The organism is Candidatus Nitrosopumilus salarius BD31, assembly GCF_000242875.2.
Classification (GTDB): Archaea; Thermoproteota; Nitrososphaeria; order Nitrososphaerales; family Nitrosopumilaceae; genus Nitrosopumilus; species Nitrosopumilus salarius.
The window spans coordinates 1-24,021 of the sequence record NZ_AEXL02000016.1 but is presented as its reverse complement, the minus strand read 5'-3'; the positions used below and the strand labels follow the sequence as shown (position 1 = coordinate 24,021).

Below are 24,021 nucleotides of genomic sequence, written 5' to 3'. Positions count from 1 at the left end.
TTTAATACAGTTCTTTAAGGATTAATAAAATTTCTTTTTTTGAAAGAGTTTTCATGTCTTCAAAGTAAGATTTTGTATTTTTTGGTTTTTTGGCAGCAGGATATTTAGAATTTTTAACAGACATATTTAGTGATGGAATAATAAAGAAATCTTTTGTTTCAAGAACATTTTCCATCTCAAATGAAGTTAACAAATATTCAATTAATTTTTCTCCAGGTCTTGAACCAATAATTTTAGTTTTTATTTTTGAGGGCTTGTAACCATATTTTGATGACAGGGTTTCTTTCATTGCTTCAAAAAGATCTTTAAGACGAATTAAAGGCATTTTTAGCACAAAAGTTTCGCCACCCTTTGCAAGGGTTGTAGCCGATATGATTAATTTTACTGCGTCATCTTTAGTCATGAAAAATCGCTTCATTTCAGGATCAGTAAGTGTGATTGGTCCACCACCAGAAATTTGCTTTTCAATTCTAGGTAAAATAGATCCTCTAGTATGAAACACATTGCCAAATCTTACGGATGTAAATATGGTGTTTGTTTTATGAGATGCTTCAGCAGAGATTAGTTTTTCTCCCAATAGTTTTGTTGCACCCATTACACCAATTGGATTTACTGCTTTATCGGTACTGATCAGAATCATTCGTTTCACATTTTCTTTTTGTGCAGCCTTTGCAATGTTTTTTGTTCCTATAATATTTACATTAATTGTCTCTAACGGATTTAGCTCACATCTATCTACATGTTTTAAAGCGGCAGCGTGAAAAATAATATCTATATCTTTTACAATCTCTGATACTGTTTCTTCGTTTTGAATATCACCTATCACATATTCAATGTTTTTGTGATTCCCATATTCAGACTCCATTTCATACAAACCATTTTCATCATTGCTAAAGACTCGAATCAGTTTTGCTTTATCTGAAATTGCTTTTTTGACTAGAGCAGTCCCAATGGAACCAGTACCTCCAGTAACAAGAATGGATTTTTTAGTTAAAATTGACATTAGAGATCTTTGTTATATCATTTTAATAAATTAATTACTTTATTTGTTGACTAGTTTTATGTAAAATTCTTAATTCTTCATCAATTTCAGTTTGCGTTCTCCATCTATGAATATCTAAGAAAAAGCTATTTCGTATAAAATCTTCAGCATTATTGCGATTCTTCTTTGGACGATATTTTCTATAAAGAGGGACATTGTATTGAGTTGTTTTGTAACCAGAGCTAATAATTTTTCCGGGTCTAAAATTCAATCCTTTGATATCAGATGTTTGTTCATTGGCAAGAAATTTTTTTCTATTTTTTGTTAGTTTTTCTAGAAACTTTTCTCGTGAAATTCCTGCCTTTTTTTCATCGTATTTACAACCTAATATCAGAAATGAGTGTTGAATGTCTTTAGAAATAGTAGGTGGTAAAATCATATCAGGAAGATTTTTCATAATATAATTTGCATTGTTACGAAAACTTTTCAAAATACTAGGCAATCGTTTTAGTTGAGATAATCCAAATGCTGCCTGAGTATCAGTTAATCTCAAGTTAAATCCCACAAAATTCTCATCCTTATAATATTCACCATGATTTCTTATACTACGACATTTTTCTGCAAATTCTTCGTTATTTGTAATAATCATCCCACCTTCACCTAATGTTGTAATATGTTTTGTTTCTTGAAAACTAAAAATTCCACAATTGCCCACACTTCCAACAGATTTATTTTTATATTTTGCACCCGTTGCTTGTGCACAATCTTCAATTACAAACATACCATTTTCTTTCATTTTTTTTATCATATCAAAACTACATGGATGACCTAACAAATGAACTGGAATTGCAAATTTTATTTTCTTTTTAAAATCAAAATCCATGCAATATGATTCAGTGTCTATGTCTGTAAAATATGGCACGCCACCAGAAGCAATTACTTGTGATGTAGTTGCAGTAAAGGTAATGGATGGAACGGCAACTTTGTTATCTTTTACTCCTGCAGCTAATTGAGATACAAATAATGCACTAGTTCCAGAATTTACTGATATTCCATATTTACAATTATGAAATCTTGCAAACTCTTTTTCAAATTTCTGCAAAATCTCCCCGCCTAGGAATTTATTAGTATATCCTGAAAGAAGTGATGCTTTATTTATCGAATTGACCACTGCATTAATTTCTTCTTTTCCAAATCTTTTGATCATGGTATAATTTTTTTAATCCTTTTCTTAAGCGTTGTTTCTACATTGCACCCATCATGGAATCAAGGGTTTGAGAACCACCAATTCCTAATTTTTGTTTCTTTCTGATTATTGGGGCAAGTTTATCAGAGTATTTTTCAATTAATCTGGATTGTTCTCTACGCAGTTCTTGATTTGTGAGATTATTAGAACTCCATGTTGTGTTTGAAAATTCGTCTATTTGAGACCAATCCAACTCATCGTATTCCGGTTTCCAATATGCAGTTCCTGGATATGGTGCTAAAATTGAAAAACCAATTATTTCTGGATCAACATAATCAATTAATTCCTCAGTTTGTTTTATTGTCTCATAAGATTCTAAAGGAGTTCCTAATAACGCATAAGTTCTTCTTTTTATGCCGTATTTCTTTGAAACATCAAATGCTTTTTTGATCATTTCTACAGTAGTTCCTTTGTTTATGTCGCGATGAATTTCAGGTGAGCCAGATTCTAATCCCATCCAAAATTCTTCACAATGAGCTTTTACCGCTAATGCACACATTTCATCATCTACTTTATCGCATCTCATATTGCATCCCCAAGGAACATTTACCTCTTGTTCTATCATTTCTTTACACAATCTAATGAAATGCGGTTTTGAAGGATTTGTTTCAGCATCATTCATTTTAAAAAATGTGATGTTAAATCGATCTCTAACTTCAAGCATCTCTTCTACAACTAATTTTGCGCTTCTTTGTCGTAATCTAACAGCTCTTTCGTATTCGAGTTTTTTATTACTAAGATCTGCTTTTCGCCATATAGTTCCAAATTCACCTTCGGCGCAAAACGTACATCCAAATGCACATCCTCTCTCAGTCATTATTGAGGTAACTCTTCGTCCTTCATCTTTTTCAGCAATTGAAATGTATCTATTCAGATCAATTGAGTCTCTATCAGGATTTGGAATAGAGTCAACATCCATAATTGGTTGATTACTCACTAATTTTTGGGTAGCAGTACCATTAAGAATATCTAACATGGATTGTTCTCCCTCACCAACAACAAGATAATCAATTGTTGGATCATTTAGAAAAGTAAATGGTTGTAAAGATGGCCCATAACCACCAACAATTGTTTTCATGGAAGGATATTCTTTTTTTACTAATTTGCTTAATTGTTTAATATGTGGAACTTGAGGTGTAGTCCCACTAAAACCTACATAATCAGAACCAGAAATTTTATTCAGAATTTGTTCATCAGAATCAAAAAAACCATCTAAAATTTGTACATCTAGATTACCTTTGTATCGATCTTTTACAAAAGCTGAAACATACATTAAATTTGTAGGCTCCCAAACACTGGGATATCTAGCTCGCACGAAACTAACTTTCAATATGTTTCATCTTTCAAATTTAATATAAAAACATATGAATGAAAACTAGATACTATTATAGACATCAAGATATTTTTGTCCCACAGATTCCCAATCATAATTAGATACCATTTCATAAGCATTCTCAGACAGAGTTTTCTGCTTTTCAGGATTAGATAACAAGTCATTTACAGCATCGTAAATTTCAAGGGGTCGATTTGGGGTTACAACATATGCAGTCTTCATATGAATTATTGTCTCTTTATTTCCACCAACAGATGTAGCAATTATTGGTGTTTTACATGCCATTGCCTCTAAAAGAGTAGAACTTGTACCACCCTCCATAATTGATGGCTGAATAAGTATATCAGAACCACGAATTAATTTTATAGTGTTTTCTTTTGGCTGGTATCCTAAAAAATGAATATTGGAAAATTTATTTGCGACATCTTTAACTTTAGATTCTTCAGGACCAGAACCGACAAAAATAATATGAACATCTTTAGGTATTTTTTCTGCAATTTTTAATAAATCCAAAATTCCTTTTTCTTCAGATAACCTGCCAGCATAGATTAATTGTTTTTCATATCTTCTATCTTCATCTTTTGGGAATGATGATATCTCAATTGCGTTTGGAACATGAAAAACTTTGTAACCATTTTTTGTATATTCATCATACATTTCTTTGGAGGGAACAGTGATTGCATCAGCCCATTCTAGTGCATTTTTCTCTAATTTTGCGGATATGCTACCTAAAGTGTTTCCATGAAGCAATGAAATTTGTTTAGAAAAATTTCCTTGTAAAGAAAGTATTTTTTTTCCTTTTACATTTTTCATAGCTATAGCCGATATAGGATTTTGCGCATGAACTACATCAAAATTTTTTTTAAACTTGGATTTAAAAAAGGATGAAATCATGAAACTGGGGTTTTTTAGGCCTTTAATTGGAATGGTAAATGTGTTTTCTGAAGAAATTATTTCGACTGTATTTCCTTTACTTTCCAAAAAAAATTTCAAACCCTGAACGTGTTGAGAAATTCCCCCTATCCCAGAGCTTGTAGGGGAGATCATTAAAATTCTCATTGAAATTCAAAATCATCATTTCTATTAAAGGTGTTAGGATCAATCGTTAAACGAAAATTCAAGATTAGGATATTTTTAAGATGATTGTTCTTTGAAAAATAATTTCAACATTTACAAATGTCTAAGATCGGTAAATCCCGGTTCTTTCAGATTATTTTTATCTCTGTATTTTTTTGCTTCTAATGCTAGTTGAGTAAAATAATAGCCAAAATTTTTGGCTGTTGGATCATTTTTGTTCCTTTCATTTTGTTCTCTTTGAATATCATTTTGTAAAGCAATCCAAACTCTTCTAACAGTATCTGAATATAATGCAAATAACATATCCTTAATATCAAATTCTTCTACAAGAAAACCAATCTCATCAAAATCACCATTTAATTTCTCTATAATGGATCTTGTTTCTTTGTCTGATGATGTCCCTAGTTTTTTATCCATAAATAATTCATAAATTTTTTTACGTGCAGTTATATTTTTTTCATCCCTTAAGATTCTTAAAACTTCAAGAAGTACTAACGTTTGTGAGTCAGATAGTTTAGTATTCATTAAAAACAGTATTTTTCTTTTAATGAAAAACTTTTAGTCAGTATATCAAAGTGAGATTTTAAAGTATCAGATGATGTACACTACATTGTTGCTTGTGCAGCGTCATGGAACATCTGACTCTTTGCACAGCCAGCAGCAAGTTCATCACCTGCTCCACGTCTCATTAATCCTCTATACAGACCGTCTTCTAGTTTAACGCCTTCTCTTTCTTCCCATTCCTCTACGGTAATAGAGTATTTCTTTTGGATTCTGTCTCTGTACCATTCTGGAATTACATTAAATGCACAGAATGGAACTATCCTAAGGTCTGGAGTAAGATAGTGAATATCACATCTTTGTAGTCTTTCCAAGTCTTCATTGTATTTGTCTTGAAAGTGCATCATACCAAGGAACAATCCCTTGACATGCCATGAACCAACTGAATCAAATGATCTCTTCATGAGAATATTTCCAAACATCTTTGCTAAATCTAATCCTGCTGGTTGTTTTTTAGTATCAACAAATCCTTTGAGTTTTCGTACAACCTCAAGCATTGTAAAGTACTTGTTCTTACCAGAGCGAATCTCTTCTGCTTTGTCTTCAAACAATTCAAGCATTCCTTGAATATCACAGAATTTAGTTAGTGGAACAAACTTCTTTGTATCTGCATCCTCAAAGATGTATGTTCCTGCACCACAAGCAAAGTGGATTGACAATTCATACTTTGGTTTGCTTGAGAATGCTTCAATTACATTAGTTAGTGGCATACAACTTGGGACTGGGAACCAGTCATCTACAGTTACCTCGCCGTTTGTTTGCTCTTCAATTCTTTGAATACAATCAGGAACGGTAATTCTGTATTTTTCACGTTCACCTTTACCCATTCTTCCAGTTAGAGATACTGGTTGAAAGTTTACTGCATGAACAACGTCCATGTTCTTTTGTGCATATCTAATAATTCCACCTAATTCGTGGTCGTTAATTGATTTGATTACTGTTGGAACAAATACTACTGTAGTTCCAGTCTTTCTGCAACTGTCAAGTGCGTATGGAATCTCCCAATGGTTTTTAGGGTTTGTTCTTGCAGTTACACCGTCAAATGACAGATACAGGTTGTTACATCCAGCTAGTCTTACTTCTCGTGCAGCCTCTGGATCCATTGCGTGTCTGATTCCATTGGTGTTCATTTGAATATGGTCGACACCCTCTTCCTTCATTATTTTAATGACATCTGCAATGTCTTCTCTTAGCATTGGTTCGCCACCAGTAATCTGCATAGAGTTTCCTGGAATTGGTCTTTCAGCCCTCAGAGTCTTCATCATTGCTCTTACTTGAGTATGGTCTGGCTCGTACATGTAAGCGCCTTCAAGGCCTTTCTTTACATAGAAAAAGCAATACCAACATGTTAAATCACATCTGTTAGTTACGATCATGTTTGCCAATCCGCTGTGGGACAAGTGGTTTGAGCATAATCCACAGTTGTTTGGACATGAACACTTGTCAATCATTACGTTTGGAGAATGAGCACCTTTGCCATCCATCCAGTATGTACTGAATTTCTTGTACATTTCATAAGAACCAAAGTATAATTCCTCACATTCACCGTGAGTAGGACATACTTTGGACATGAAGACCTTGTTATCTCGCTCAAAGACTTCTGCATCCAAGATCATGTTACAGTCTGGACAGATACTTTGAGTGAATCTAATTGTGGACTTTTTACCTAAATTTTTGGTTGATTGATTTGATATTTGAATTAGTGCCATACCTACATTGGTCATTTTTCTGAGATGGTATATAATGCATTTCATACTCGCCCCCGGGTGGAATTTAGTAGTCAGGCATATCTGATTTAAATACCGAAAATGATCGATTAGATCGCATATGAGCATATCAGACAATACAAGAAAGGCCTTGGAAAAAATTGGGCTAACAAGTTATGAGATCAGAACGTTTTCTGCACTCCTCAAATCAGGAGAGCTAACTGCATCAGATCTTAGCCAAAAATCAGGAGTACCATACTCAAAAATTTATGAAGTGTTGGGAACTCTAGAAGATAAAGGCTGGATTGGTTCAGATGATTCAAGACCAACAAAATACTTTGCAAAATCACCATCTACAGGGCTAGAAACTACAAAACAGAAAATGGAAAACGATTTTTCTGTAAATCAAAGTGTGATTTTAAACGAATTAGTTCCACTGTATGAGAAAAGTGGAACAAGTGAAAGACCAGACATATGGGTGCTTTCAGGTGCCGTTAACATTGTAGCCAAAATTTTAGAAATGGTGGAGACATGTAGGAGTGAAGTAATGATTGCATTACCTGAGGCAGGAGTAGATCTAGTAAAACAAGCATTACCAAAATTAAGATCACTTCACGATAAAGGAGTAGACATTACAATACTCACATCAGATAAAATGGATAAAGAATCTATCAAGGCAATTAAAAGAGTTGCAACTGTGACAATCAAGAAAGGCTTGTTTGGAGGAGGAATAATATCAGATAAAAGATATGTGGTAATTTTACTAGGTCCAGAGATTGGAGGTGTAAATACTTCAGAAGTTGTTGCAATATGGGCAGATCATGCAGGATTGGCAGGATTTGCACGTCAGTACTTTGAATATTTATTAAAAGACTCGAAAAAAGCATAGTATGGAAGAATTAGATGATGAGACACTCTTTGTTGGAACTGCAGAAGCAGAACATGTAGAGATGTATCTAAAAGCAATTTGGCACATCAAAGAAAAAGGAGAGGATGTAAAAATTAGCACCATTGCAAAGATGCTAAATGTCAGACAACCAAGTGTTGTGCAGATGCTCAAAAAATTAAACAATAAAAATTTAGTAAATTACAACAAGGCAGGTGTGAAACTCACAGAAGATGGTGAGCGAATAGGTGCAAGCATGATGCGAAACAGTAGATTATTAGAAGTACTCATGGACAGTGCATTGAAAGTAGAGATTGATGAAGAAATGGTTTGTGGCATAGAACATCACATGAACAAACAATTTACAGATGCTCTTTGTACAATGTTAAAGCATCCTAGAAAGTGTCCACACGATCACGAAATTCCAATGGGTCAATGTTGTAATTCCGTTTAACCATCCCAAAAGATATATCGTCTTAGAAATTATATTCAATCATGGCATGTTTTTGTGGCTGTGAAACATATGAAAAAAATGATGACGGGTTCAAGATTGCATGTGTAAAATGTGGACATGGACCTCAAAATCACGATGAGGAGTTCAGAGCTGCTGCAAGAAAGAATGAATCACAAAGTCAAAAGCGTGATGCAGACTTTGGATAATTATTCTCCGATTATTTTGACTAAAACTCGTTTTGGTCTTTTCCCATCAAATTCCCCATAGAAAATTTCTTCCCATGGTCCAAAATCTAGATTGCCATTAGTGATTGCAATCACTACTTCTCTTCCCATAACTTGGCGTTTTAAATGAGCATCAGCATTATCCTCACCAGTTTTGTTGTGCTCGTATTGACTAGTTGGCTCATGTGGTGCCAATCCTTCTAACCATTTTTCATAATCATGAAGCAAACCACCTTCATTGTCATTGATGAAAACACTAGCAGTAATGTGCATTGCATTTACAAGACACAACCCCTCTTGGATTTTGCTTTTTGTAACTAGTTTACTTACATCTTCTGTGATATTTACAAAGGCTCTTCGTGTTTTTACTTCAAATGTAAGATATTCTGTTAATGATTTCATAGATTTTCAACGGTAATCATCCATTAAAATCATAAGGCAGGCTCAGAACTCAAGATCTTCATCATCAATCAAAGGGATAGATTCATCACTGCCTGCAAGCCATATTTTAGTCAGATTCCTATTGAGTCTTTCAAAAAGCTTGATTAATGGCTAATAGTTTAATCATTCAAAATGGTTACAATTGACACTCCAGCTTCATTAGAAAGTTTCAGACGATTCATCATTTCAAGTACATGCAAATCTTATGCACCAAGAAGTTATTTAGAAGATTCTGAAGTATTTGCAGAAAGAGAGGATAGCCTGGGAGCAATTTATGTGGAGGCAGCTGACAAAGTGACCTTGAAAAAGATCAGAGACATTACATTTGTAAATGCAAGAGATGTTCTTGGAATAATTTATAATTCAAAAAGTGGCAACACTGCACTAAAGTGGCGTCAAATTAGAAGAAACAATGGCAAAGTTACAGGGGAGGCATCTGCAAACTCTCTTACAAATCTCTCAGAGTCAGGGGTTCTTACTTTAGATTGGGTTGAAAACTATCTAAAGAAAAAATCTGAGGAAACAAAGACTACAGAAACTACGAACTAAACTCTTTTCTTCCTGTAGTATTCAACGTTATCATGATTACAAAGATTATAGATGAGAATTCAATTTCAGTCATTCCAGAAGATTCTGAAGATCTCTTGAATTTACGTAGAATAATTAAAGAAAATGACAGAGTAATTGGCGATACAACAAGAGTTCTAAAACAAGATAAGGATTATTCAAGACCAGACAAAGGTGAGAGAATTAAGATAAGAATTTCGTTAACAGTAGAAAAAATTTCATTGGATGGTGTACTAGATAGATTAAGAGTTGGTGGAACAATTTCTGAATCAAGTAATGAATCAGTACCACATGGATCACACCATTCATTTATTCTAAAATTAAATGATGGAATTACAATTTCAAAGAAAAAATGGTTACCAATAGAAAAAAAACTTTTAGAGTCATCTAACAACCAAGTAAGTTTTGTTCTAGTAGCAATCGATACAGCTGATTGTGGAATTGCACGATTACGAGGAACACATCTAGAATTTATGCCAAACATTTATTCTGGTTCAGGAGGAAAAAGATACAAGACTAATTTCAATATTGAGAAATTCTTTGAGCAGACACAACAAGCAGTATCATCAGTTCTCAAAGAAGGAGATACAATAATAATTTTTGGTCCTGGTGAAACAAAAAAACGATTTGCAAATTTTCTAGAGAAATTACAAAAATATAAGATTCAGGTTGTAGAAGGCATTGATTCTGGAGGAGAAGATGGAATTTACACATTTACAAAATCTCAAACAATGCACGAAATAATGTCAGATAGTAAATTGGCAAAGGCTGCATCAATCATAGATGAAATAATGATTCTTGCAAATAAAAAGAGCCGAAAATTTACAATGGGGTACAATGAAACTTTTAATGCAAATCAAATGGGAGCAGTTGAATCTCTTGTATTTTCAGATAAAGCCATTCAGGAAAATGATGAGCAACAAATTATCGACTTTCTAAACGATGTTGAAAGTAAGGGAGTAAAAATTTACAGCGTTGATTCATCTACAGATATCGGTCTAAGAGTTACGGGTTTAGGTGGAATAGTTTCATTGTTACGATACCCCATAGAATCCTAGTTTGTGGATTCTATTAACCAATTCAGATATGACTTGTTAATAGAGGTAACATCAACTTCTGCAATTTCAGGAATCTCATATGGATGAGTTTCTTTGATTTTCTTTTTTAGAAGAGTTTTGTTTTTTGTTATTGTTTTGAATATTGCAAGATATTCCGATGTATTTTCTATTTTATCATTCCAAGAATAAATTGAAGATATTTTTGAAATATTAACACATGCCACTAACTTGTTTTTTACAAGATTTTGTGCAATTTTTGATATTGATTTTTTGTTAGGATATGTTGAGATAATTACTACTGGTTTCACAGTAACCGATAAATGTCCGTACCTTAAAAAATTAACAATTAGTTTGGAACTTGATTTTATTACTCAAAATTCGATAATCTATGTCTTAATAGCTTGGGTAGTAATAGTCGTAATTGCGAAAGCTCTAAAACTAGAAAAGTATGGTTTTGAGATAAAATCTTACAGTCTCGTGTACAAAAATAAGGGAGTAAATTCAGCTCTATTAAAAATTCTAGGGAGAACAAAAAGGGGAATCAGAGTTTTTGCAGATACAAGCGTAATTGCAGGTTTTATAATGATGGGTTTTGCTTTTTGGTTTTTATTAAATAACGTTTCAAACTTTTTTGTAGCACAAACAGATTTTCAAGAATTAACTGTGCTTATTCCAGGAGTTACATTGACTTCTGCATCATCAATTGCATATTTTTTACTTTCAATTCCAATAGTACTAGTTGTTCATGAAGGAGCACATGGAATAGTAGCGGCACTTGAAAAAATAAAGATCAAAACAGGTGGCTTTGCAATATTTATTGCAATGTTTGCAGGTTTTGTAGAGCCTGATGAAGAGGAATTCGAAAAAGCAAAAAAGATTTCAAAGTTAAGAGTTATTGGTGCGGGAGCAACATCAAATGTAATTTTTGCATTTGTTTTAGGTGCCATTCTATTAACAAATCCATTTTTTGCCATGGTATTGCCTGAACCTCTCCTAAGTGTATTCTATGAATTGCCTCAAGGAGTTTTGATTTTATCAATAATTGAAAACTCTGGAGCCGAACAAGCAGGATTACTTGCAAATGACATTATTACTTCAATTAACGACATACCGATTCATAGTCCTGTAGATTTTCCCAGCTTGAATCCGGGAGAAACTGCAAGTGTTACTGTACTCAGAGACGGTCAGACATTAAAATTTGGTCTAGAAGTAATGCCATCACCTGAAGATCCCGAAAGAGGACTGATAGGAATCATGAGAGACAATTCTTTTGCATACAAACCTGTAATGAACTTCATTGAATGGAATGATCCAAATGTTTCAATGTTTTTGCTGTGGTTATGGATGATTTCATTTTTCATAGGAATAATCAACATGCTGCCATTACCAATATTAGATGGTGGAAAATTCATTCATACAATTATTGATAAAAGAGCTTCAGATAAAACAATCAATATTGTAATGTGGGGAATTTACGCATGCACCTTTGCCCTATTTGGCCTCAACATTGCGTTATCATATATGAAATCTGGATGGTTTACGATATAGAAAATACCTAAAGAATCATTAATGAAAAAAAATATCCTAATTTATGAAATGCGATAGATGTGAAAATCTAGCGGTATATACTAGAAAATATTCAGGTGAGAAATTATGCTCAAAATGTTTCTCAAATTCAATAGTGAGAAAAACTGCCAAAACAATTTCAAAATATAATATGATTCAACATAATGAATTGGTTGCAGTAGCAGTATCTGGAGGAAAAGATTCCTTAGCACTTTTAAAAATCATTAACGAGATGGCATCAACTCATAATTTTCAAATTAAAGCAATTACAATAGACGAGGGCATTCCAGGATATAGAAATGAAGCATTAGAGATTGTAGAAAAGTTTTGTAGTGAATTAAATGTAGAGCATAAAGTTTATGCCTACAAAGATCTATTTGAGATGACACTTGATGAGGCATTAGAGTTAAGAGATAACAAAAAAACTTCATCATGTTCAATTTGCGGTACACTCAGAAGAAGAGCGATCGACTTTGCAGCAAATGATGTTGGAGCAGATGTTATTGCTACAGGTCATAATCTAGATGATACATTACAAACATTTGTGATAAACATGCTTTCAGGAGATACAACCAAAATTGGTTGGATGGATCCTGATACGTCTTCAAATTCTTTAAGAAAAATAAAACCATTTTGTGAGATATATGAATCTGAAATAGTATTTTATGCATTTACAAATAATATGCCATTTCAATCCGAACCTTGTCCACACATGAATGAAGGAATCAGAACAGAAATTCGTGAGTTTCTGAATTCATTGGAAAATCAACATAGTGGAATTAAAAATAATTTGTATCAATCAATTCTCAAAGTATCTCAAATTGTAAAGAATTCAAATTCCAAACAAAAAACAACATGTACAAAATGTGGAAGTGAATGTACTGGAAATGTATGCTCAGTTTGTAGCATGGTTTTAAAACTAAAAGAAAATCAAACCTAATGCAAATATAACAATACTTTCTAAGAAAAAATGGTAGTAGGTAAGATCAGGGTGCCAGCCGTGCCCTATTCTGAAACCGGCTATATGCAGAGATCAGCAACTGTTGGGTAAATCTCTAGATGGGTAATTCCCGCTTGGTGTGCGGAAATGAAATCACGCCGAGGCGGGTGGTTGCAGGACTAGAACTATTCGAAGGAATAACTTCTAAGACCGAACTATCGAAAGGGATGAGGTCCGGGAGGGAGCAATCCTAAGGTGGAGCATCCACGCTTCCTCGTCAACGTGGCGGATCTTGTATGCCTTGAAATGGGGCTATTCGTCTAGACTGGAACCAGCAGATCTACTACCATTTATAATTAAAATTAAATTTCTAAACTCATGGAAGGAATAATCTCATTTGGAAATAAAAAAAGTTATGAGGATTTTAAGAAACAGATTCCAAATTCGGTATTACCACTTTTTGATTCAATTAGAGAATTTTGTTTCTCTTTAGGTGACAAAGTAGTAGAAGATGTAAGAATGCATAGAGTTGTTTTTTGTAAATCAATGACATTTAGATGGTTTGTAGATGTGGAACCTGAGAAAGAAGGAGTAATTATAAAAATTCAAAAAAGCAGAAAGGATCCAATTCAAACAATTCAGATCAAAAAAGATCAAAAAATTTCAGAATTTAGTCAAACAATAAAAGACGCATTTGAAGAAATTCATTAGTATAAAACATCAAATGTTGAAAATTCGCTGGTAAATTTTTCATTACGTATATCCACATCTTCAACTCTTGCATTAGCTGGACCTCCATGAGCCCATTCTACAAGTCTGCTAACTTTTTCTTCATCTCCTTCCAAAACAGCTTCAACGCGTCCATCTTTGAGATTTTTAACCCATCCAAAAACATCATTTTTTTTTGCCATTACTTTTAGTGCCTGACGAAAAAAAACGCCTTGTACTTTACCAGTCACAAAAATTCTAATGCGCTGTTTGGACATTAAAGTTATTTTTCTAAAAGGTATTAATCAATTTTAGCCTAAAAGAACTACTTTCTTTCTTTAATTCTAGCTCTACCAGTCTTTCTGGCAGCAATACTACCTACCTTTGCACCAGGAGGTGCATCTCTAGAAACTGTTGAACTTTGTCCAACGTGTTGGTGACGACCACCACCGTGTGGATGAACATAAGCTGCTTGAGCAACACCTCTAACAATTGGATATTTCTTTCCTTTAGCTCTAAAACTACGCCATTTGTTACCTGCACTCATAAAAAATCTTTCAGTAGCCCCACCACCAGCAAGAGTGCCAATCATCGCTCTATTTTTTGGGTTTAATGTAGCAAATTTACCAGAAGGTAGTTTGACAGTAACACCATCATCACCATGAGAGAAGACTGTAGCATTAGTACCTGCAGATTTAACAATAGCACCACCATCTCCAAAGTGCTTCTCAATATTACATACAATTGTACCATCAGGAATATTTTGAATACTAATTACATTTCCATTTTCTATTGTTGATTTTAATCCAAATTGTAAAACTTCACCCACTTTAGCACCAAGTATTGCTGGAACAAATGAAACAGAACCATTTTCAAATCTGATTTTTGCTAATGGTGCTTCTCTACCACGTTCATGAACTAGATCGATAATTTCACCTTCATGTTGTTCTGCTAGTGGAAAACGAGGATAATTTGCTTTTGAGCCTACTTTACCAGTAGATGTAGATCTAAATTGATGTCCTCCTCGGCCTCGTCTTCGAACTAATGGTCTCTTACCCAAGTTGATCGTTTCCTACGTAAAGAGGATTTTAAGCTTGTGGTATTCTTTGTAATTTCGAGAAATTACCACAAAGGTATAAAAATTAGAGTGAGGGGTTTTATTTATGAGTCAAAATGCTCTTTCTCTCAAAGTTCTTGAAGCATATACAAGAGATGTTGGAAGAGGAGTAGCAAGAATTGATTATGATTCTATGGACACATTAAATGCATCTACAGGTGATGTAATAGAAATTAAGGGTAAACGAAGAACAGTTGCAAAATGTCTTCCTCTATATCCATCAGATGAAGGAAAAGGGATTATCAGAATTGACGGACTAGGAAGAAATAACTCAGGAATTGCAATTGGCGATACAATTTCAGTTAGAAAAATAAAAGCAGTAGCTGCAGAAAAAGTGGTAGTTGCACCATTAGAGGCAATACCTCCTATAGATGAAAGATATCTTGCAGATGCTTTAGAAAGCGTTCCTTTGATAAAAGGAGATAATGTAATGGTCCCATATTTCGGTGGACGTTTGACTTTTCAAGTAATAGGAGTAACACCTTCAGCTGATGCAGTACTAGTAACTCAAAAAACTGTTTTCCATATTGCAGAAAAAGGGGAGACTCTACGTGGAGTTCCACAAGTGACCTATGAGGATATCGGTGGAATATCAAATGAGATTAAGAAAGTCAGAGAAATGATTGAGCTTCCATTAAGACATCCAGAAATTTTTGAAAAGTTAGGTATTGAAGCGCCAAAGGGTGTTTTGTTGTATGGACCTCCAGGAACAGGAAAAACATTACTTGCAAAAGCAGTAGCAAATGAAAGTCAAGCTCATTTCATCAGCATATCAGGTCCAGAAATTATGAGTAAGTTTTATGGTGAAAGTGAAGCAAGATTAAGAGAAATTTTCAAAGAAGCTAGAGAAAAAGCTCCATCAATTATTTTTGTAGATGAAATTGATTCTATTGCGCCAAAGAGAGAAGAAGTAACAGGGGAAGTAGAAAGAAGAGTAGTTTCACAAATGTTATCATTAATGGATGGATTGGAAGCAAGGGGAAAAGTAATTGTAATTGCAGCAACAAACAGACCAAATGCCATAGATCCTGCACTTAGAAGACCTGGAAGATTTGATAGAGAAATTGAGATTAAAGTTCCAGATAAGAAAGGAAGAAAAGACATTCTTTCAATTCATAGTAGAAATATGCCATTGTCAGATGATGTAGACATTGAAAAAATCTCAGCAGTTAGTCATGGATATGTGGGTGCAGACTTGGAATATCTTTGTAAAGAGGCTGCAATGAAGTGTTTGAGAAGATTATTACCGGTTCTAAATTTGGAAGAAGAAAAACTTCCTCCTGAAACTTTGGATAAATTAATTGTTAATCATGAAGATTTCCAGAAAGCATTGATTGAGGTAACTCCATCTGGAATGAGAGAAGTTTTCATTGAGAACCCAGACGTAAAGTGGGAAGATGTTGGAGGTTTAGAAGATGTTAAACGAGAATTACAAGAGGCTGTTGAATGGCCAATGAAATATCCAGGACTGTATGATAAACTAGGACATAAAATGCCAAGAGGAATATTACTTCATGGCCCAAGTGGTACAGGAAAAACACTACTTGCAAAAGCAGTAGCTACACAAAGTGAAGCAAACTTCGTATCAGTGAGAGGACCTGAACTTTTGTCAAAATGGGTTGGTGAATCAGAAAGAGGAATAAGAGAGATTTTCAAGAGAGCACGTCAATCAGCTCCATGTGTAGTATTCTTTGATGAAATTGATTCAATTGCACCAATTAGGGGAGCAGGTGGAGAAACAGCAGTTACTGAAAGAGTTGTCAGCCAATTACTTACAGAATTGGACGGGATGGAAAATATGCACGGAGTCATAGTTTTGGCTGCAACAAACAGAGCAGATATGATTGATCCTGCATTACTAAGACCTGGAAGATTTGATAAGATTATTCAGATTCCGCTTCCAGATAAAGAAAGTAGAAAGAGTATCTTGAAAATTAACGCTGCAAAAATACCAACAAATATTGATGAAAACGATCCACAGCGTGTAGATATTGATAAAATTGCTGAATTAACAGATGGTCTAAGTGGAGCTGATACAGCATCCATTGCAAATACTGCAGTATCAATAGTAATTCATGAATTCTTAGATTCACATCCGGATGTCAAAGATATTGAGAAAAACAGTATGGATGCAAAAGTAACTATGAAACACTTTGAGGAAGCAGTAAAGAAAGTAAGAGAACAAAAAGACCTCAAGTTAGGCGAAAAATTAGTAGCTTCCTACTACAGGTAGTTTTAATTAAATAACAAATCTAATCTTCCTAAATGTCAGAATATACAGGATATCAAGGAAATTCATTAGAATTTTTAAAGTCAAAGCAGATTTCAGTAGGAGATTCCGTCAAAATATTAGCAGATCTTACTTACTCAGGCATCATTATGCCCAGATACGAACATAGTGATGACAAACACATTGTTTTAAAATTGAGAAGTGGTTACAACATTGGCTTAGAAATTGAAAATATTACAAGTATTGAAAAAATAAAATCCGCAGAAAAAATAATTGAAAAAATCGAAGAGGCAAAACAAGTTGAAGGATTGCCGAAAATTTTACTATTATCTACAGGAGGAACAATTGCAAGTAAGATTGATTATAGAACAGGTGCAGTCACACCAGTTTTAACGGCAGAGGAATTAAATTCATCAGTTCCGGAGCTTGCAAAAATTGCAAATATTGATGCAAAAGTATTATTTTCAGAATATTCTGAAAACATAATGCCAGAACATTGGTTAAAGATAGCCGAAAATATCAATGATTATTCTAAATCAGATTATTCAGGAATCATTGTTGCTCATGGAACAGATACAATGCATTATACATCAGCATTTCTATCTTTTTCACTTGCAGGTTTTCCATTACCTATCGCATTAGTCGGCTCACAAAGATCATCAGATCGTGCTTCATCAGATGCAGCTCTAAATTTAATCGGAGCAGTAAAATTTCTTGTGGAGTGTAAGACAAACGGAATCTATGTAGTAATGCACCAAGACGAAAATGATGAAACTATTGCATGTCATATTGGAACTAGAGTTAGAAAAAACCATACAAGTAAAAGAGGAGCTTTTCAAACAATTGGTAATAATCCAGCATTTATGATTTACAATAATGAAATTCATAGAAATATGAAAAATGATTTTTTTACAATTAAAGAATATAAACATAAAATTAAATTAAATCAAAAAGTTGCCCTAGTAAAATATCACCCAGGATATGATCCCAACATGTTAAAAACAATAATAGATTCAGGATACAAAGCAATAATTTTTGAAGGTACAGGGTTAGGACATGTTGGAAAAAATATGTATCCAATGATAAAAATTGCTAATGAAAGAGGCATCTTTATGGGAATGACCTCACAATGTATTGATGGAAGGGTTAGAATGACAGTTTATGAAAGTGGAAGAGATCTACTGAATTTAGGAATAATTCCTCTAGAAGATATGATTCCAGAGATTGCATTAGTTAAGGCAATGTGGGCAACTGGGAATAGTGAAAATAGTAACGAGATTAAAGAAATTATGCTAAATAAAATAGCATCCGAGTTTTCAACGTAATTAGGATTAACGATGAAAGAATTTTCGATCAAAGATTTAGGCGTTAAAGTTGGATTAGAGATTCATCAACAGCTTGCAACAAATAAAAAATTATTTTGTAATTGTAAACCTATAGAATCAGATGAATACACAATAAAATTCCAGAGAAAATTACGAGCGTCTAAAAGTGAATTAGGTGAATTTGATCCTGCAGCATTATTTGAGAGTACAAAATCAAAAACCATAATGTATTATGCAAATCCAGAGAGTAGTTGTCTAGTAGAACAAGATGAAGAACCACCACATGAATTAGATAATGATGCAAGAAAAATTGCTTTAATTATTTCATCCATATTAAAATCAAATATTTTCAGTGAAATCTACCCCATGAGAAAAACGGTAATTGACGGTTCCAATACGACTGGATTTCAACGAACAATGTTAATTTCACAAGGTGGATTCTACGAGGTTGGAGAAACAAAGATCGGGATTCAATCAATTTGCCTCGAAGAAGATGCTGCAAAAATATTAGGTGATGAAGGTTCTGTAAGAAAGTATGGATTAGAACGTCTAGGAGTCCCACTAGTTGAAATTGCAACAGATCCTTTTGAAGTGGAATCAGATCAAATTAAAAAAATTGCTTTATCTTTAGGAAGAATTTTGCGAACTACAAAAAAAGTAAGGAGGGGTTTAGGCTCCATTAGACAAGATGTCAATGTTTCAATTAAAGAAGGGGGGGTAGTAATTGAAGTGAAAGGAGTACAACAATTAGATCAATTAGAAAAAGTGGTAGAATATGAAGCAAAAAGACAGCACGGATTACTATTAATCTCAAAAAAATTAAATGAAAAAAATTGGAGATATAATGATGAATCAGATAAAAAAGACATTACTGAATTATTTTCAAAATGCAAATCAAAAATTATTCAAAAGGCTATAAAACAAAATCAAAAAATTTTTGCCATATCCTTTAGAAATTTGGCAGGAATTTTCGGATATTCGCCATATGAAGGCATACGATTAGGAAAAGAAGTAGCAGAACTGGTACGATTTTTTGGAATAGGAGGAGTTTTTCATTCAGATGAATTACCAAATTATGGAGTAGAAGAATCAGACATAGGAATCTTAAAAGAAAACTTGAAAATTTATGACAGTGATGCATATTTGATTTTAGCTGCACCGGAGGAAAAAATATTCACGGTGATAAACCAAATAATTCTAAGAATTGAATATATCAAAAATGAAGGCATACCCATTGATACACGATTAGCTACTCAAGCAGGCGAAACAAAATTTCTGAGACCAAGACCAGGTGCAGCAAGAATGTATCCTGAAACAGATATTCCACCAATCATAATTACAAAAAATGAATTAGAAGAAATACAAAAAAACATACCAAAATCTTGGGATGAATCTATTAAGGAATTACAAACAAAGTATAAAATTAATCCACAACTTGCAGAACAAATTTTTGATTCTAGATACATTGAATTATTTGAAAACATAGTAGAGAAAACTAAAAACAATCCTACTTTTGTTGCATCAATTCTATGCTCTACAATTACAAATTTGGAAAGAAGTGGATTAGATTCAGACTTGTTAAAAAATGATGAGATTATCAGAACATTTGAATTATTAGAAGATGGAAAAATAGCCAAAGAGTCAATTGAGATAATATTTGAAAATATTATGTCTGGTAAATCAAAAACCACTGAAGAAGCATTGAAAAACACTTCGATTGAGGCTGTAGATAAAGCAGAATTAGAGAAAATTATTGAAAATATAGTAGAAAAGAATCATGAAATTATTAAAAATCAAAAAGAAAGATCAATAGGACCATTGATGGGAATTGCCATGAAAGAACTAAGGGGCAAAGTTTCTGGTGAGATAATAAATGATCTTCTTTTAAAAAATATCAAAAAGAAGTTAGAAAGTATCTAATTATAATGCGGGAAGTGGGATTTGAACCCACGAACTCCTAGAAGATAAGGATCTGAACCTTACGCCGTTGACCAGGCTGGGCGACTCCCGCATTGTAAATTTTTGAAATCTAGAATAAGTTTCTTTATTATACTCTAAACTAATTACAGAATAATCAAGTAAAAAAATGGAATTTAAAGAAGTATATTGTCAAAATTGTAAAAAAGTAATTGGACGTTACAATATTAAATTCTACAATGATGAAAAAATAAATGAGTTATTAAAAACAACTCATTCAACTCATATTAAAAATGGACATCAGGTAAATATCAGAAAATTTGTAAAAGATTAATCAATCTATTTTATCTATTACTTCTGAAAGATTTCTTATTCGATGAATTTTATCATCAGATATGTGTTCATTCCAAGGTTGTGAATAAAGAATTACTTTTTTGTTATGTTTAAGAAATTTTGCTGCATTTAGAGGCGAATCATCAATAAACACATCATAATCTAAATCAGCTTTCATAGGTCCATCAATTACAGAGACATAATTGTCATACGATATGTTGTGATGAGTTAACCAATTTTTTACAAACAAATCAGTAGATTTTTCTCTTGCAGTAACGATATCTACTTGGCCTAGATTTGAAAGACTTTTTGTGACATATGATAAATTTTTTTCAGTTGGAGGTATTGAATTCCAATTTTTCCAACAAGAACTTAACTCTGAATAAAAATCAAAACGATTTATTTGAAATTTCTTCCAGAATTCCCAGTCAGTAATCTCATGTTTGAAGATTTTTGGTCTAATTGTATTGCTGTACTCAAGCCAAGATTTGATGACATCAGCAAGTACTCCATCAACATCTAATGCAATTTTCATTTTATCAATCATTCACTACTTTTCTTAAATTCATCTAGAAGATTTTTTTGATGCTTATTGAGTTTTTTAGGAATATTTACCACAATTCGGACATATTGATCTCCTCGGCCTCTATAATTGATATGCGGAACTCCCTTTCCCTTTAGTTTGATTATAGTATTTGGTTGGCTACCAGAATCAACTTTAATTTTTTCTGTACCTTCCAAGGTTGGAACAGTAATTTCACTACCTAATGCTGCATCAACCATTGAAACATCCTGATCATAGAAAATATCTTTTCCATCTCTAGTGAATTTAGAATGAGGTTGAACCCTAATTCTTACAATTAGATCACCATTTGAACCATCAGGAATTTCATTTCCTTCTTCAGGAACAGTATAATCACCTGAATCAATACCAGGTGGAATTTCAAAAGAGACTTTCTTGGTACCTTTTTTCCTTCCTTGTCCTTTACATTCACTACAAGGTGTTTCAATGCTAAATCCTTGACCTCTACAGGTGGGACATGGTGCAGCTGTTACAAATGATGCAAACCCCATATTACGACTTTGTCTTACCTGACCTTGACCATTACATGTAGTACATGTTTTTTTGTTAGTACCAGGTTTACAACCAGATCCATTACAAACATCACATTGAATTTGTTTCTGTAGATCAATCTCAATTTTTTTTCCATGTAAAACATCTTCTAATGTTACTGTAGTTTCATAAAGAATATCAGAACCACGTTGTTGAGTAAAACCGAATCCACCTCCACGACCAAAGATTGATTCAAAAATAGAATCAAATCCAGCTCCTCGTGCGCCTTGAAAAATATCCTCGCTTGTAAATCTGTCATCAACACCAGCATGACCATGTTGATCATAGATTTGTTTTTTCTGAGGATCAGAAAGAACTGCATATGCTTCAGAAATTTCTTTGAAATGCTCGCCAGCATCTGAGGACTTGTTACGATCAGGGTGAAATTTTAATGCTAATTTCCTATATTGTTGTTTAATTTCATCAATTGAAGATGATTTAGAGACGCCCAAAACTTCATAATAATCTCGTTTTGCTGCCATGAATCATTCCTTAAGCATAATTACAGTATAAATGATTGAATCTGGAAAACTAGTTGGTTTTTGTTTCATCAGTTGAAGATGATTCATTTGTTTGGCTATGTCCTTCAGCACCCTGTTGTCCTTCAGCACCCTGTTGTCCTTCAGCACCCTGTTGTCCTTCAGCACCCTGTTGTCCTTCAGCACCAGGTGGTGGTGAAGCATTTTTGTAAAGTTCCGTGGTAACTTCACTAACCATAGTTTGTAATGCTTCAAGTTTAGGTTTTAATTCAGATGGCTCTTTATCAAGAACTTCTTTGACTTCTTTTACAGCATCGGTGATCTTAATTCCCTGTTCTTGAGAAATTTTGTCTTTAAGATCATGATTGACTAATTTTTCTGTAGTGTAAATATAGCTCTCAGCTTCATTTTTTAGATCAATTTTTTCTTTCTTCTTTTTATCTTCATCAGAGAATTTTTCTGCATCCTCTTTTAATTTTTCAATTTCATCTTTAGATAATTTGGATGATGATTCAATTGTGATTTTTGCCTCTTTTTGTGTTCCCAGATCTTTAGCTGTAACATTGATAATTCCGTTAGCATCAATATCAAATTTTACTTCAATTTGTGGAATTCCTCGTGGAGCTGGCGGTAGATCTGTAAGATTAAAGCTTCCTAATGACACATTATCAGTGGCCATAGGTCTTTCACCTTGAACAATGTGAATAGTTACTGCAGTTTGATTGTCAGCTGCAGTTGTGAAAACTTTACTCTTTGAAGTTGGAATTGTCGTATTTCTTTCAATTAATGGTTCTCTCACCCCACCTAAAGTTTCGATTCCTAATGTAAGTGGGGTAACATCAAGCAAAACAATATCGCTGCTTACATCTCCAGCAATAATTCCTGCCTGAATTGCAGCTCCCATTGCTACTGCCTCCATAGGATCTACTCCGGATTCAGTTTGTTGACCAATTACTTCACTTACAAATTTTTTAACTAAAGGAATTCTTGTTGGTCCACCAACCATAACTATTTTTTTGATATCAGAGTTGGTTAATTTTGCATCTTCTAATGCTTTTAGAATAGAAGGTTTACAACGCTCAACAATTGGTCTTATCAAATCATCTAATTTAGATCTAGTAATTCTCAATTCAAGATTTTTTGCACCTGAAGATGGATCATGTGCAATAAAAGGTAAATTAATATCAGTTTCCATTACTGTTGATAATTCAATTTTGGCTTTTTCAGAAGCTTCTCTTATTCTAGTCATCGCGGTTGAATCTTGAGTTAGATCAATACCTTCTTTTTTCTTAAATTCATCTACAACATAATCGATTAGAACTTTATCCATATCTGTACCACCTAACTGAGTATCACCAGATGTACTAAGAACTTCAAAGACACCACCGCCCATTTCCATTATAGTGACATCTAATGTTCCTCCACCAAAATCAAATACAAGAATTTTCATATCTTCTTTAATTTTATCAAGACCAAATGCCAAAGATGCAGCTGTTGGTTCATTGATAATTCTAACCACATCAAGTCCAGCAATTGTTCCAGCATCTTTAGTTGCTTGACGCTGATTATCATCAAAATATGCAGGAACAGTAATTACTGCTTTTTCTACAGGTTCGCCAATAAATGCCTCAGCGTCTTTTTTGATTTTTTGAAGAATAAATGATGAAATTTGTTGAGGTTTGTATTCCTTATCTAAAATTTTAAAAGTATAATCAGAACCCATTTTTCTTTTTGCAGCAACTATAGTTCTATCAGGA

At 33.5% G+C, this 24,021-nt stretch carries 24 protein-coding genes, 1 tRNA gene and 1 other RNA gene; 12 read left to right on the top strand and 14 right to left on the bottom strand.

Annotation, left to right across the window (positions count from 1 at the left end; translation table 11 throughout):
• Position 1: 1 nt before the first annotated feature.
• From BD31_RS00535 to tes, 6 genes are all read right to left on the bottom strand, one after another.
• Positions 2-1,003 carry an SDR family NAD(P)-dependent oxidoreductase gene (locus BD31_RS00535; RefSeq protein WP_008296862.1) on the bottom strand — a complete coding sequence of 334 codons (1,002 nt, stop codon included), beginning with the start codon at positions 1,001-1,003 and terminating at the stop codon, positions 2-4.
• Positions 1,004-1,037: 34 nt separating this feature from the next.
• On the bottom strand, positions 1,038-2,189 hold the full coding sequence (locus tag BD31_RS00530; RefSeq protein ID WP_008296846.1) for a DegT/DnrJ/EryC1/StrS family aminotransferase: 1,152 nt from the start codon (positions 2,187-2,189) through the stop codon (positions 1,038-1,040).
• Positions 2,190-2,226: 37 nt separating this feature from the next.
• Positions 2,227-3,558: a B12-binding domain-containing radical SAM protein gene (locus BD31_RS00525; RefSeq protein WP_008296856.1), complete on the bottom strand. Its 1,332-nt coding sequence runs from the start codon at positions 3,556-3,558 to the stop codon at positions 2,227-2,229.
• A gap of 45 nt (positions 3,559-3,603) precedes the next feature.
• Positions 3,604-4,608 carry a glycosyltransferase family 4 protein gene (locus BD31_RS00520; RefSeq protein ID WP_008296829.1) on the bottom strand — a complete coding sequence of 335 codons (1,005 nt, stop codon included), beginning with the start codon at positions 4,606-4,608 and terminating at the stop codon, positions 3,604-3,606.
• Between the two features lie 123 nt (positions 4,609-4,731).
• Positions 4,732-5,163, bottom strand: coding sequence for a hypothetical protein (locus BD31_RS00515; RefSeq protein ID WP_008296850.1), 432 nt, complete (start codon positions 5,161-5,163; stop codon positions 4,732-4,734).
• An 80-nt stretch (positions 5,164-5,243) separates the two neighbouring features.
• The gene (gene tes / locus BD31_RS00510) at positions 5,244-6,923 is read right to left on the bottom strand and encodes a tetraether lipid synthase Tes (RefSeq protein ID WP_008296867.1); all 1,680 of its coding nucleotides are present in this window, start codon (positions 6,921-6,923) and stop codon (positions 5,244-5,246) included.
• A gap of 103 nt (positions 6,924-7,026) precedes the next feature.
• Here tes and BD31_RS00505 point away from each other — a divergent pair, with 103 nt between their 5' ends.
• Genes BD31_RS00505 through BD31_RS10180 form a run of 3 tightly spaced genes read left to right on the top strand, consistent with a single transcriptional unit; the run spans position 7,027 to position 8,451 of the window.
• Complete coding sequence (locus BD31_RS00505; protein WP_008296865.1) at positions 7,027-7,794, top strand: TrmB family transcriptional regulator; 768 nt, start codon at positions 7,027-7,029, stop codon at positions 7,792-7,794.
• Position 7,795: 1 nt separating this feature from the next.
• Positions 7,796-8,245 carry a metal-dependent transcriptional regulator gene (locus BD31_RS00500; protein ID WP_008296848.1) on the top strand — a complete coding sequence of 150 codons (450 nt, stop codon included), beginning with the start codon at positions 7,796-7,798 and terminating at the stop codon, positions 8,243-8,245.
• Positions 8,246-8,286: 41 nt separating this feature from the next.
• The gene (locus BD31_RS10180) at positions 8,287-8,451 is read left to right on the top strand and encodes a hypothetical protein (protein ID WP_008296916.1); all 165 of its coding nucleotides are present in this window, start codon (positions 8,287-8,289) and stop codon (positions 8,449-8,451) included.
• Here BD31_RS10180 and BD31_RS00495 read toward each other — a convergent pair whose 3' ends face one another.
• Positions 8,452-8,871: a secondary thiamine-phosphate synthase enzyme YjbQ gene (locus BD31_RS00495; RefSeq protein ID WP_008296932.1), complete on the bottom strand. Its 420-nt coding sequence runs from the start codon at positions 8,869-8,871 to the stop codon at positions 8,452-8,454.
• Positions 8,872-9,042: 171 nt separating this feature from the next.
• Between BD31_RS00495 and BD31_RS00490 the strand changes: the two genes are divergently transcribed.
• Both BD31_RS00490 and BD31_RS00485 read left to right on the top strand, forming a co-directional pair.
• Positions 9,043-9,459 (top strand): hypothetical protein, encoded by a 417-nt coding sequence (locus BD31_RS00490; RefSeq protein ID WP_008296895.1) that lies wholly within the window; start codon positions 9,043-9,045, stop codon positions 9,457-9,459.
• Between the two features lie 32 nt (positions 9,460-9,491).
• Entirely contained in the window at positions 9,492-10,535 is a 1,044-nt protein-coding gene (locus BD31_RS00485) for an mRNA surveillance protein pelota (RefSeq protein ID WP_008296831.1), read from the top strand.
• Here BD31_RS00485 and cutA read toward each other — a convergent pair.
• Complete coding sequence (gene cutA / locus BD31_RS00480) at positions 10,532-10,843, bottom strand: divalent-cation tolerance protein CutA (RefSeq protein WP_008296923.1); 312 nt, start codon at positions 10,841-10,843, stop codon at positions 10,532-10,534. The two genes, BD31_RS00485 and cutA, sit on opposite strands and share 4 nt — an antisense overlap.
• Before the next feature lie 88 nt (positions 10,844-10,931).
• Between cutA and BD31_RS00475 the strand changes: the two genes are divergently transcribed.
• From BD31_RS00475 to BD31_RS00465, 4 genes are all read left to right on the top strand, one after another.
• Complete coding sequence (locus BD31_RS00475) at positions 10,932-12,083, top strand: site-2 protease family protein (RefSeq protein ID WP_048097295.1); 1,152 nt, start codon at positions 10,932-10,934, stop codon at positions 12,081-12,083.
• Positions 12,084-12,126: 43 nt separating this feature from the next.
• Positions 12,127-13,041 carry a TIGR00269 family protein gene (locus BD31_RS00470; protein WP_008296893.1) on the top strand — a complete coding sequence of 305 codons (915 nt, stop codon included), beginning with the start codon at positions 12,127-12,129 and terminating at the stop codon, positions 13,039-13,041.
• Between the two features lie 34 nt (positions 13,042-13,075).
• Positions 13,076-13,387, top strand: an RNA gene (gene ffs / locus BD31_RS09730) — signal recognition particle sRNA.
• A gap of 32 nt (positions 13,388-13,419) precedes the next feature.
• A complete protein-coding gene (locus BD31_RS00465; protein ID WP_008296904.1) occupies positions 13,420-13,752 on the top strand; it encodes a DUF5655 domain-containing protein in 333 nt (110 codons plus the stop codon).
• On the opposite strand, the gene BD31_RS00460 is transcribed toward BD31_RS00465, so the two are convergent.
• The gene (locus BD31_RS00460; RefSeq protein ID WP_008296849.1) at positions 13,749-14,027 is read right to left on the bottom strand and encodes an acylphosphatase; all 279 of its coding nucleotides are present in this window, start codon (positions 14,025-14,027) and stop codon (positions 13,749-13,751) included. The genes BD31_RS00465 and BD31_RS00460 overlap by 4 nt on opposite strands.
• A 47-nt stretch (positions 14,028-14,074) precedes the next feature.
• Positions 14,075-14,809 (bottom strand): 50S ribosomal protein L2, encoded by a 735-nt coding sequence (locus tag BD31_RS00455; RefSeq protein WP_008296877.1) that lies wholly within the window; start codon positions 14,807-14,809, stop codon positions 14,075-14,077.
• A 103-nt stretch (positions 14,810-14,912) separates the two neighbouring features.
• Here BD31_RS00455 and BD31_RS00450 point away from each other — a divergent pair, with 103 nt between their 5' ends.
• The 3 genes from BD31_RS00450 to gatE are packed head-to-tail and all read left to right on the top strand — an operon-like array spanning position 14,913 to position 20,341.
• The gene (locus BD31_RS00450) at positions 14,913-17,099 is read left to right on the top strand and encodes a CDC48 family AAA ATPase (protein ID WP_008296891.1); all 2,187 of its coding nucleotides are present in this window, start codon (positions 14,913-14,915) and stop codon (positions 17,097-17,099) included.
• Positions 17,100-17,131: 32 nt separating this feature from the next.
• Positions 17,132-18,421 carry a Glu-tRNA(Gln) amidotransferase subunit GatD gene (gene gatD / locus BD31_RS00445; protein ID WP_008296910.1) on the top strand — a complete coding sequence of 430 codons (1,290 nt, stop codon included), beginning with the start codon at positions 17,132-17,134 and terminating at the stop codon, positions 18,419-18,421.
• A 12-nt stretch (positions 18,422-18,433) separates the two neighbouring features.
• The gene (gene gatE / locus BD31_RS00440; protein ID WP_008296853.1) at positions 18,434-20,341 is read left to right on the top strand and encodes a Glu-tRNA(Gln) amidotransferase subunit GatE; all 1,908 of its coding nucleotides are present in this window, start codon (positions 18,434-18,436) and stop codon (positions 20,339-20,341) included.
• Between the two features lie 6 nt (positions 20,342-20,347).
• Here gatE and BD31_RS00435 read toward each other — a convergent pair.
• The 4 genes from BD31_RS00435 to dnaK all read right to left on the bottom strand — a co-directional run.
• A tRNA-Leu gene (locus BD31_RS00435) sits at positions 20,348-20,432 on the bottom strand.
• A gap of 240 nt (positions 20,433-20,672) precedes the next feature.
• Positions 20,673-21,206 (bottom strand): 5' nucleotidase, NT5C type, encoded by a 534-nt coding sequence (locus BD31_RS00430; RefSeq protein WP_048097294.1) that lies wholly within the window; start codon positions 21,204-21,206, stop codon positions 20,673-20,675.
• Positions 21,207-21,214: 8 nt separating this feature from the next.
• The gene (dnaJ, locus tag BD31_RS00425) at positions 21,215-22,267 is read right to left on the bottom strand and encodes a molecular chaperone DnaJ (RefSeq protein ID WP_008296857.1); all 1,053 of its coding nucleotides are present in this window, start codon (positions 22,265-22,267) and stop codon (positions 21,215-21,217) included.
• Between the two features lie 49 nt (positions 22,268-22,316).
• Positions 22,317-24,021: molecular chaperone DnaK (gene dnaK / locus BD31_RS00420; RefSeq protein ID WP_008296860.1), on the bottom strand; the 1,705-nt coding region annotated here is incomplete at its 5' end.